This is a genomic window from Streptomyces sp. NPDC043427 (assembly GCF_056436655.1).
In genome coordinates this window covers 39665-51425 of sequence record NZ_JBWKCC010000003.1, presented here as the reverse complement: position 1 = coordinate 51425, position 11761 = coordinate 39665, and the positions used below count along the sequence as shown (strand labels likewise).

At 70.8% G+C, this 11761-nt stretch carries 5 protein-coding genes; 4 read left to right on the top strand and 1 reads right to left on the bottom strand.

The annotated features are described in order from the left end of the window. The first annotated feature begins 12 nt into the window (after window positions 1–12). The 3 genes from AC067M_RS07520 to AC067M_RS07510 all read left to right on the top strand — a co-directional run bounded on the left by AC067M_RS07520 (window position 13) and on the right by AC067M_RS07510 (window position 4784). Entirely contained in the window at window positions 13–1137 is a 1125-nt protein-coding gene (locus AC067M_RS07520) for an ATP-binding protein (protein ID WP_478696051.1), read from the top strand. Beyond that, entirely contained in the window at window positions 1134–3941 is a 2808-nt protein-coding gene (locus AC067M_RS07515; RefSeq protein ID WP_478696050.1) for a DUF5682 family protein, read from the top strand. Before AC067M_RS07520 ends, AC067M_RS07515 begins: the two co-directional genes overlap by 4 nt. Window positions 3942–4034: 93 nt before the next feature. Continuing rightward, the gene (locus AC067M_RS07510) at window positions 4035–4784 is read left to right on the top strand and encodes a sulfite exporter TauE/SafE family protein (protein WP_478696421.1); all 750 of its coding nucleotides are present in this window, start codon (window positions 4035–4037) and stop codon (window positions 4782–4784) included. 15 nt (window positions 4785–4799) lie between these two features. On the opposite strand, the gene AC067M_RS07505 is transcribed toward AC067M_RS07510, so the two are convergent. Further along, window positions 4800–7496: an NACHT domain-containing protein gene (locus AC067M_RS07505; protein ID WP_478696049.1), complete on the bottom strand. Its 2697-nt coding sequence runs from the start codon at window positions 7494–7496 to the stop codon at window positions 4800–4802. Between the two features lie 253 nt (window positions 7497–7749). Here AC067M_RS07505 and AC067M_RS07500 point away from each other — a divergent pair, with 253 nt between their 5' ends. Further along, on the top strand, window positions 7750–11646 hold the full coding sequence (locus tag AC067M_RS07500) for a glycoside hydrolase family 2 TIM barrel-domain containing protein (RefSeq protein ID WP_478696048.1): 3897 nt from the start codon (window positions 7750–7752) through the stop codon (window positions 11644–11646). Window positions 11647–11761: the final 115 nt, after the last annotated feature.

The following is an 11761-nucleotide window of genomic DNA, read 5'->3' as shown; positions in this document are numbered from 1 at the left end:
AAAGGCCCTCACATGTCCGACCTGTTGCGCGCCCCCGCCGAGATCAAGTACGCCGAGGAGCTGGACTGGCTGGAGTCCATCGACGACAACCCCAAGCCGTTCTCCTGGCGTCTGTCGCCGAAGATGGTCCGCCTGTTCGTCCTGGGCTCCGAGCGCGCCGACGGCCTCGACCGGGAGATCTCCCAGAAGTGGTTCGGCGACCGCAGCTTCGTCGAACGCTCCATCGTGACGCTCGCCTCCGACCGCGGGCTGCTGCTGATCGGCGACCCGGGTACCGGCAAGTCCTGGCTGGCCGAGCTGCTGTCCGCCGCGATCAGCCGCAACTCCACCCTCGTCGTACAGGGCACGGCCGGGACCACCGAGGACCACATCAAGTACTCCTGGAACGTGTCCATGGTCATCGCCAAGGGCCAGTCCCGCGAGTCGATGATCCCCTCACCGATCATGACCGCGATGGAGTCCGGCGCGATCGGCCGCTTCGAGGAGCTCACCCGCTCCACCAGCGACGTCCAGGACGCGCTGATCTCGATCCTGTCCGAGAAGTACATCTCCGTGCCCGAACTCGGCAGCGACAGTGACAGCGACAACATCGTCTTCGCCAAGCCCGGCTTTTCGATCATCGCCACCGCGAACAGCCGCGACCGGGGCGTCAACGACCTCTCCTCGGCCCTCAAGCGCCGCTTCAACTTCGTCCGCATCCCCGTGGTGACCAACAAGAAAAGCGAGGCGGAGATCGTCCGCTTCCGCACCGAGGAACTGCTGCGCCGTCACCAGATCGAGCTGGACGTGCCGCCGACCCTCCTCGACGTGCTGCTGCAGAGCTTCGCCGACCTGCGTGCCTCCGCGGCCGCCGCCGGCAGCGACGACGAGAAGCTGGAATCCGCGCTGTCCACCGCCGAGCAGATCGGCGTCCTCGAGGACGCCGTCCTGCACAGCAACTTCTTCGGCGAACGGGCGCTGACCGCCCACACCCTCGCCTCCTCGCTCGTCGGCTCGCTGGCCCGGCGCGAACCGGAGGACCTCGCCATCCTCAACAAGTACCTGCACGGCGTCGTCGAGCCGCGCAGCAAGGAGCAGGGCGGCTCCTGGCCGGAGTTCCTGGAGGGCGGCCGCGACGCGATCGCCACCCTGTCATGAGCGAGGGCACCTTCGGCGCGCTGCGCGCCCAACTCCAGGAAGCCGCCTCCGCCTTCGCCGACGGCCCCGACGCCCTGGAGGGCATCCTCCTCGGCATCGTCGACGACGTCGACCGCGCGGTGCGCGAACCGCTCGAGATCTTCCCCGTCTGCCACCACTCACCCGCGTCCGCCATCGCCATGGCCCGCCGACTGCGGGAGAAACAGCCCAAGGTCGTCTACCTGGAGCTGTGCGAGGACATGGCCCCGCTCCTGGCCGAACTGCGCAACTGCCGGCTTCCGGTGGCGGTCCAGGCGTACGCGACCGAGGTCGAGGGCCTCCCCGCCGAGTGGGCGCCGCTGTCGGTGGTCGCGCCGATCACCGAGGCGTCCGCCGAGTACCAGGCGATCGCCTACGCACTCGACACCCCGGGTGTCGAACTCGTCCTCGTCGACCGCTCCTCCGACCACGTGTTCCAGTGGGACGCCCGCGACACGGCACCGGCCGACCCGGACGCGCCGGGCGCCGAGTCTCCGCCCGCCGAGTCACCCCCCGCCGAGGAGGAGGCGGCCCTGCACGGTGACGCGGTCGGCGTGGAGATCGGCGATCTGCGGCCGCGCTTCGCCGAACTGGAGGAGCACCTGCTGCGCCACGGCCGGGTGCGGCACTGGTCGGAGTGGTGGCACCAGTACGTCGAGCTGCCGCTCGGCGACAGCGACCACGACACCTACCGACAGGTGATGCTCCTGATCGGCAGCCTCTTCCGGCGCCTCGCCCCCGGCGACCCGCACCGGGTGCGCGTGGACGAGGACCGCGAACGGTACATGTGGACCCGGATGCGCGAACACCTCGCCGCGACCGGCACCGACCCCGAGGACTGCCTCTACGTCTGCGGCGCCTTCCACGCGGCCAGCCACGTCGCCGAGTTCGGCGTGCACGGCACCGACACCTTCGAGATCAGCCCGCCCAGCGCGACCAAGTGGCAGCACGGCCTGATCCCGTCCAGCCACGCCGCGATCGAGGCACAGTTCGGCCTCGCCGCCGGATCCGTGTCGATCGCCGCCACGGTGTGGGCGAAGAACGTCAAGCGCACGAGCGTGAAGCCGTTCCGTCTGGAGGGACAGGCCGGCACGAAGAAGCCCCGGAAGTCCGTGGCGGCGCCCGCGCCCGAACCGGACGCCCCTCCCTCCGACAAGCTGTCCGGCTTCCTCCGGATGCCGCCCACGCTCGACCGTCTGGACGAGGCCGAACTGCTCGGCTGGTCGGTGGAGATCGTGCGGGCCGCCCGCCGGGCCGGCTACCTCGCCTCCACCGCCGACGCGATCGCCGTCTTCGAGACGTCGATCCTCCTCGCCGGGATGCGCGACCGCGCCAGGCCGACGCCGTACGACTTCCAGGACGCGGCCGTCACCTGCATCGAGAAGGACTCCGTGCCGGGCCGGCGTGATGTACGCCGACTCGTGGAGATCATGATGGGCGGCGACCGGATCGGGCAGGTCGGCTACGACGCCCTGCCACCCCTCGCCCGCGACGTGCACGACCGGCTCGCGCCGCTCGGCCTGAAGCTGCAACAGCGCGGTGTGCAGCGGGCGCTGCTGGACATCGCCGGACGGCCCGAGCTGGAGCGCTGCTCCGACGTGCTGTGGATACTGAAGTACCTGATGCCGCACGGTGCCGCCCGGACCGTCATGGGGGAGCGGCGGCTCGGCGAACGGCCGATCCAGGAGTCGTGGGACCTGGCCCTGGGCACCCACCAGCGGGCCCTGATCGAGCTCGGCTACGAGGGCGTCGGCATCGAGCAGGTACTGGAACAGCGTCTGCGCCGCGCGGCCTACGGCCCCCAGGCCACCACGGCGACCGTCCTCGAAGCCGTCGAGGATGCCACCCTGTACCTGCGCAGTCGCCGCCTCGCCGACGAACTGGGCACCCGAGCCCTGGAGGTCCTCGCGACCGAACGCAGCGTCGACGGCGCGCCGGAGGTACTGCGCCGGGCCCGTCGCCTGCTGGCGTACTACCGGACCAGCGAGCCGGCGCTGCCCGCGTGGATCGAGTCCTTCGTCAAGACGGGGTACGCGCACTACTGCACCCTGCTGCCGACGGCGTTCACCGACGACGAAGCGACGGTCCGCCAGGTCGCGGCCATGCTCGGCTTCCTGTTCAGCATGGAGAGCCTCGCTCTGTCGCTGGGCTGCGACCGGACCCAACTGGAGCTGGCCGTCGCCCAGTCGCACCCCGAGGATCCGTCGAAGGTGGCGCTGCTGTGGGCGGCCCAGACCCACCTCGGCCGCCTCTCCCGCGCTCAGCTGCGCACCCGGTGCGACGACCTGCTGGGCAACCCCCTCGTGGTGCCCGCCTACCCGCGCTACCTCAGCGGCTTCCTGCACGCCCTGGAACCGGTGCCGGCGCTGGCCGACTTCGTCGTGGAGGCGGTGTCGAACGCGTTCGCCCGGCTGCCGGACCCGGTGCTCCTGCCCTGGCTGCCGACCCTCATCACGAGCCTGCGCTCCGGGGGCGCCGAACTCGCGCCGCTGCTCATCCGCGAGGCCGGACGGATCTTCCCCGGCCGGCTCGCGGCGCTGGACGCGTGGGTGCCGCCCTGGCGGGCCGTGCCCGAGCCGGAGTCCGGGCATCCGGCACGCCCCGGGGGCGGCGTCGCTCGCGTGGCGCTGCTCGCCGCTCACCCCGCCACGTGCGACGCGGTGGCCGACCTGCTGGGCTGCGACGACCCGTGGGAGACGGCGGAGCCCGCACCACGGGGCGCGGCCCTGCTCAGCCGCCACCCCGCCACGGCGACGGCACTGGAGGCGCTGCTGTCCGGTCGCTGATAATTCGGCGCCCGCCGGACCATCCGGTTCCTATGCTCGCCTCATGAACATCATGAGCACCGCGACCACCGAGGCAGCGTGACACCGCCGGAGATGCTCGCCGTCTTCGCCGCGGGCCTGGGTGCCGGAGCCGTCAACACCGTTGTCGGCTCCGGCACCCTGATCACCTTTCCCGTCCTGCTCGCCACCGGCCTGCCGCCCGTCACCGCCACGGTGTCCAACGCGCTCGGCCTGATCCCCGGCTCCATCAGCGGAGCCATCGGCTACCGCAGGGAACTCGAAGGACAGCGCCGACGCATCCTCAAGCTGAGCGCCGGCGCGGTCCTCGGAGCCCTCGCGGGTGCCACGCTCCTGCTGGCCCTGCCGGCCACGGCGTTCGAGAGGATCGTGCCGGTCCTGGTGGCCCTCGCCCTCGTCCTGGTCGTCCTGCAGCCCCTCATCAGCACCCGTCTGCGGCGACGGCGTGAACGCGACGGCACCCGCACCCATCCCGACGGCGGCCCCCTCCTCCTCGTCGGCCTGACGCTGGCCAGCGTCTACGGCGGCTACTTCGCCGCCGCGCAGGGAATCATCTACATGTCCCTGATGGGCGTACTCCTCGACGACACCATGCAGCGACTCAACGCCGTCAAGAACGTCCTCGCCGCCGTCGTCAACGCCGTCGCCGCGACCGTCTTCCTCTTCGTCGCCGACTTCGACTGGACGGCCGTCGCCCTCCTCACCGTCGGCTCCGCCCTCGGGGGCCAGATCGGGGCCACGGTGGGCCGCCGACTCAGCCCGGTGGTCCTGCGGGGCCTGATCGTGGTGGTCGGCACCGTGGGCGTCGTCCAACTGGTGCGCTGAGGGACCGGACCGGTCTCAGCCCTGCCAACGGCCCCCGGAGAAACGGACGAAAGCCTCGACCAGGTCCGGGGGCATGACCGGGCGCAGGTGTATCGCGAGCACGACGTACCAACCGTCCCGGCCACGGAAGGTCCTCTTCGGTTCCGGCGCGCCTGGTCTGAGCCGGACGTGCGGGCCGTACACGCGAGCATTGCGGCCGCGGATGTGGACCTGCTGGACGCGGACGGCGAGGACATCCTGCCAGGCGTACGTGGCCCGGTGACGCCCCGCGCGGACCGCGATCCCCCGGGCGTCGATGCGCAGCTCCACGGTGGCCTTCGGCAGCAGGAACGCGACGATGTTCAGGACAAGCGCGAAGGCCGGCCAGAACACCACGCTGATCCACGCCTCAGGTGTGGCCCAGTTGCCGGTCGTCGCCAGCCGCAGCATCGCGATGACCATGAAAACGCCGCACAAGGGCCAGTGGGCCAGCGGCATACGCCGGTTGCGGCCGGCCATGACATACGCCTCCGCAGTGGAGACCACGGTGAAGCCGCGCACCTCGTGCAGCGGAGCCGGGTTGTCGAGCAACGCGGACAAGCGGGGCAACGGCGCGTCGGCCGGTGGCCGTCGGAGCGGCTGGGGGCCCGTGACAGAGAGGGGCTGCTGTCGTTGCGCCGGGACGGCGGGCGAAGGCGACGCCTGCCGCGGCTCGCGTCCCGCCAGGTGCTCCTGGAGCCGCAGATGCCGGAAGCGATACGTGCCGCCGTACCGCTGGAGCAGCCCCTGCCCGTAGGAGTCCCGGAGGAACTCCATCAGCGACCAGGGCACCCGGCCCAGGAGGGCGAGCCACGCCTTGGAGACCACCCACAGCACCCAGGGACTGAGTACGACCAGGACCATCACGGCGCCGGTGAAGGCCTTCGCGAAAGCCGCCCCCACCTCCACCGGCCCGTCGTCGACGAGGAGAGCGCGCGCCCCCGCGCCCGCACCGATCAGAGGAGCGACAAGGCACAGGGTGAGCAGCGCGGTACGGCGCTCGTCCCGGAGCAGGTCGTCGGGCGTGGCGGCGTCGACCGTGTCCGACGGGGCGGCGATCACCGCCATGACCAGCGCCGGCACGGCGAAACTGAGCACGAACAGCGCGGTGAACCCGTCTGCTTGGTAGCTGTCCTGGGCCAGCAGCGTGAACCCTCCGGTCGGCACGACGACGACGGCGACGGCTGCCAGGCCTTTGCGCAGGGAGACCGCCCGCGAGGCCGACCTCAGGGCGGCACCCGCCTTGAAGGGATTGGCCCGCCGCCGCGGCTCCCAGAGCCGGTCACCGAACCAGAACTGCGTCGCCAGTTGCAGGCCCATGCCGAAAACGAATCCGGCGAACATGTCGGTGTGTTCGTACATGCTCGCCGCAAGCAGCGAGTCCCCGTATGTGTCCTGCGCCCACGTGGTGACGTTCAGCACCGACTCACCGAGCACGATGCACACGACCAGCATGGTCGGCACCACCAGAAGCCGAGGTGCCCACGCCCTTCTCAGCCCCCACCACGAGAACTCGGCGCTACGCCTCCGATCGAGTTCGCGAGCCAGGAACGTCAGCCAGCCCCGCGCCCGCACCGCGTTCCAGCGCCCGGGCGCGTGCAGCCGCTCCGTGTCGTGTGGGCGGGGTGCGAAGGCCGCCGGGACTGCCTCGTCGAGCAGGTGGTTCTCGACGGCCTCGCGGGTCGGTAACAAGGAGCGGTCGGTGAGGCGTGCCGGGTCGGCGTGGGGACTCGCGTAGGCGCGGCGGGCCAGCCAGATCATCAGCGGGGTTGTCAGCGCCTGGGCGAGCGGCCCTCCGGGGTGCTCGGCGAGTTCGTCGACGACCTCACCCCACCGCTCGTGCTGTGCGTCGGGCGAGGTGCGCAGCAGATGGCGGGCCGCGTCCCGGGGGCCGACCGGGAGTGCCTCCAGGTCGGACGCGCCGGACAGACGCAGATCGAGGGCGCGGTACTCGTCCGTGCGGGAGGCCAGCACGAAGCCCGACTCCCGTGGTGCGAGGTCGAGTTCGTGGACGACGGCGGCCCGCCGGTGGTCGGGCAACTCGTCCAGGCCGTCGAGCACGGCGAGGATCCGCCCGTCGCGGACCAGGCGGCGGGCCGGGTGCTCTCCGGCCACGCGCGGCAGGCCCGGATGGTCGTCCTCGACGCGCCCCACCAGCCAGTCGCGGAACGACACCCGCTCCGCGTCCCACGACTCCAGCGACAACAGCACCGGTACGGGCGTGGAGCGGTCGCCGACGACACCACGGGTCACGTCGCCCAGGTGACGCTCGGCCAGCCGCAGGACAGTCATGGCGAGCAGCGTGGACTTGCCGGAACCGGGCCCGCCCAGGACGAGGAGCCGGCGCGGATCGAGGGCCACCAGCGTGTCGACCACGTCACCGAGCCGGTCGCTGCGCGCGGCCGTCCGGGTCTCGGCCGGGGACGCCCACCGCGCGAGCCACCGCACGGCCAGTGGTGCGGCGCTGTCCCCGAGTTGCCAGGCGGCGGCCTCGGCCGACCAGCGGGCGCGGACGGCCCGGGCCAACTCCTCGGCGGCGAGGTCGACCGGTTCACGTGGAGACGGCAGGTTCACCACGAGATCGCCGTGGATGTGCCCCACCTGGACCAGGTACTCGACGGTGCTGTCCACCACGACGTTGCGCACTTCGGACGGCGGCAGCCATCCGCCCCACTCACCCCGTTGAGTGTCCATGCGTCAATTCTCGATCAGAGGTCGACGTACGTCACCCACGCGCAACGCCCCATCAGGAACGCACAAAGTCCGACAGCATCATTGATTCGTTTGTGATCGAGACCTAGGGTGAGGCTGGCTCGGTGACACCTCTGTCACCTGCCGTAGTCAACTGACTCGCCATCAACTGCCTTACCTACTTCCTTTTCGACAAGACGCACTGAGCCACGGTCAGGAAAGTTCGTTTCTGTTCGCTCTGAGGAAGGTCACGGACATGCCACACCCGCACGTGTCTCCCACGGCCGTCAGCCGTCGTCGTCTCCTCGAGGGCGGAGCCGCCGTCCTCGGCGCGCTCGCCCTGTCCGGACCGTCCGCCGCGGCCTACGCGGCCGGCCCGCGCGAGGCGGCCGACGCGACCCCGGAGTGGAACGGCCACATCAACGTCTTCCGGCTGGGCTCCGAGGCGCCGCACACCACCCTGATGCCCTACGCGACCCTCGGCCAGGCCCTCGCCGCCGACCGCACGCGCTCGCCGTACCGGCTGAGCCTGGACGGCACCTGGAAGTTCGCCTACGCCGACCGGCCCGACGACCGCGACGTCGACTTCCACCGCACCGACCTCGACGACACCGAATGGGACACGATCCCCGTCCCCTCCGCGTGGCAGCTCCAGGGCTACGACCGTCCGATCTACATCAACATCACCTACCCGTGGTGGGGCCCGAACGGCCTGGGCGAGGAGGCGCAGCCACCCGCCGCCCCCACCCGGTACAACCCCGTGGGCCAGTACCGGCGCACCTTCACGGTCCCGCGCGACTGGTCCGGAAGGCGGACGTTCCTGCACTTCGAGGGGGTCAAGTCCGCCCACTACGTCTGGATCAACGGCGAGTTGGTCGGCTACCACGAGGACTCCTACGACCCCGCCGAGTACGACATCACCCAGCACCTCAAGCCGGGCACCAACCAGATCGCCGTCGAGGTCTACCGCTACTCCGACGGCGACTGGCTCGAGGACCAGGACATGATCCGCCTGAGCGGCATCTTCCGCTCGGTCTACCTGTACTCCACACCGGCGGTCCACCTGCGCGACTTCAAGCTGGACACCCCGCTGAGCGACGACTACAAGGCGGCCGAACTGTCGGTCACCGCCAGTGTCCGGGACTACGGCGGCAAGGGCGCCGGCCGGTACTCCGTCGAGACCCAGCTGTACGACGCAGGCGGCCACCCGGTCTGGTCCCGGCCGCTCCAGCAGAGCGTCGCGCTCGACTCCGGCGACGAGACGACCGTCCGGGCCGCGAAGGCCGTGCCCGCGCCGCGCCTGTGGTCGGCCGAACACCCGTACCTCTATACGGCCGTGCTCCGCCTGCGCGACCCCGCCGGCAAGGTGGTCGAGACCCTCTCCCACCGGGTCGGCCTGCGCGAGTTCGCGCTCAAGGACGGGCTGATGCGGATCAACGGCAAACCGGTCTCCTTCAGAGGCACCAACCGGCACGAGATGCACCCGACGCACGGCTCGGCGCTCACCCGCGCGGACCTCGTCGAGGACATCGGCATCATCAAGCGGCTGAACATCAACACCGTGCGCACCTCGCACTACCCGAACAACCCGCTGTGGCTGGAACTCGCCGACGAGTACGGCCTGTACCTCGTCGACGAGACCAACCTCGAGACCCACGGCATCCGCAGCGAGTATCCCGGCAACCACGCCGACTGGACCGAGGCGTGCGTGGCCCGTGCCCAGAGCATGGTCCACCGCGACAAGAACCACGCCTCGGTGGTCATCTGGTCGCTCGGCAACGAGGCGGGCGGCGGCACCACATTCAACGCCATGTACGACTGGATCCGCTCCTACGACACCACCCGCGTCATCCAGTACGAGGGCGACGACCGGCCCGGCATGAGCGACATCCGCTCCGAGATGTACGACAGCCCCTCCCGCGTCGAGGCGAGGGCGAAGGACACCGCCGACACCCGGCCGTACGTGATGATCGAGTACTCCCACGCGATGGGGAACTCCAGCGGCAACTTCAAGAAGTACTGGGACCTCGTCCGCCGTTACGACGTGCTCCAGGGGGGCTGGATCTGGGACTTCGTCGACCAGGCCCTGAGCTGGCCCACCCCGACGCGCAAGCTGCTCACCGAGTCCGGGCCCGCCGCCCTGAGCGGCGAGGTCATCGCCCCCAGCGGCACTTTCGCCCGCGACAAGGGCGTCTTTGGCGGCACCGTGTTCGCCCGAGACACGAGCCTCGACCTCACCGGCTCGCTCACCCTGGAAGCCTGGGTCACCCCGCACGTCACCGGCTACCACCAGCCGATCCTCGCCAAGGGCGACACCCAGTACGCCCTGAAGCAGACGAACAAGACCCTGGAGTTCTTCATCTACGGCGGCGGCCAGTGGAGCACAGCGAGCTGGGCGCTGCCGGACGACTGGACCGGCCGCGAGCACCACATCGCGGGCGTCTTCGACGCGGCGGCCGGCACGCTGACCCTCCACGTCGACGGCTCGGTGCGGGCCACCCGCTCCACCACCCAACGCCCCGCCGTCAACACCGCGCCGCTGGCTCTGGCCACCGACGTCGACAACCCCACCCGTGAGTTCAGCGGCACCATCCGACGGGCGCGCGTGTACGCCCGCGCGCTGAGCGCCGTGGAGCTGGCCTCCGACAGCCGTGGGCCCGGCGACGACGGCGTGCGGTTCTGGTTCGACGCCGCCACCGTCGGCCTCACCCGGAAGCGGCCCCGCGACAAGACGTTCCTCGCCTACGGCGGCGACTGGGGCGACAACCCCAACGACGGCGCGTTCTCCGGGGACGGCATCGTCACCGCCGACCGCGGGGCCACCGGCAAGTCGGTCGAGGTCAAGCAGATCTACCAGGCGATCAACGCCAGGCCCGCCTCCGGCGACACCGTCACCTCGGGCCGGGTCACCCTCACCAACGAGTACCTCTTCACCAACGTCCGTGAGTTCGACGGCCATTGGTCCCTCGTCGCCGACGGCAAGGTCGTCCAGCACGGCAGGCTCAGCCGCGACCAACTGGACGTCCCACCGCTGACCAGCAAGGACATCACGGTCCCCGTCAAGGTCCCGAGGAACCCGGCACCCGGCACCGAGTACTTCCTGCACCTCTCCTTCACCACCAAGGAGCCCACCAAGTGGGCCAGGGCCGGCTTCGAGACGGCCAAACAGCAACTCCCCGTCGCCGCGAACAGCCCCGCCGTGACCCCCGTACCGCTGGAGAGCGTGCCGGCGCTGCGCCACGACGACGGCGAGAAGACCGTCACCGTCCGGGGCCGGGGATTCACCGTCACCGTCGACAAGAGCAGCGGCACCATCACGTCGTACGAGGCCGCAGGCGTCCGCCTGATCACCTCGGGACCCGTGCCGAACTTCTGGCGGGCACCCACCGACAACGACCGGGGCAACGGCCAGCACACCCGCAACCAGACGTGGCGCGACGCGGGCGCTCAGCGCAAGGTCACGGAGGTGGGTGTCCGCGCACTACGTGACAAGGCCGTCGAGATCAAGGTCAGCGGCACACTGCCGACCACCGTCGAGTCGACGTACACCACCACGTACACCGTCTTCGGCAACGGCGAGATCAAGGTCGACAACACCCTGCACCCGGGCGCGTCGAGCCTGCCGTACATCCCCGAGGTCGGCACCCTGCTGTTCCTGCCGCGCGGCCTGGACCGCCTGCACTACTACGGCCGGGGTCCCGAGGAGAACATGTGGGACCGCAACAACGGCACCGACGTGGGCGTGTACTCCGGCACCGTCGCCGGGCAGTGGACCTCCTACCTGCGCCCGCAGGAGAACGGCAACAAGACCGACGTCCGCTGGGCCGCGCTGACCCGCCGCGACGGCGTCGGCCTGCTCGTCTCCGGCGAACCGCTCCTGGAGGTCAACGCCTCGCACTTCACCCCGGAGGACCTGTCGAGCGGGGTGCGCCACGACTACCAGCTCACCCCGCGTGACGCGGTCGTCCTGCGCCTGAACCACCGTCAGATGGGCGTGGGCGGCGACAACAGCTGGGGCGCCCACACCCACGACGAGTACAAGCTGTTCGCCAACCGCGACTACTCCTACACCTACCGGCTGCGCCCCGTCACCGACGTCAGCCGGGCGACGGCGGCGACGCGCCGACCGACGTCGGGGGAGTTCTCCGGCTAGGGCGTGGGGGGGGGGGGGGGGGGGTCCCCCCCCCCCCCCCCCCTGGAGTCGGCCCCCCCACCCCAGAAACCCGGAGCCAAGCGTGCGTCTGTCCGCCCCTGCACACCCCCCCCCC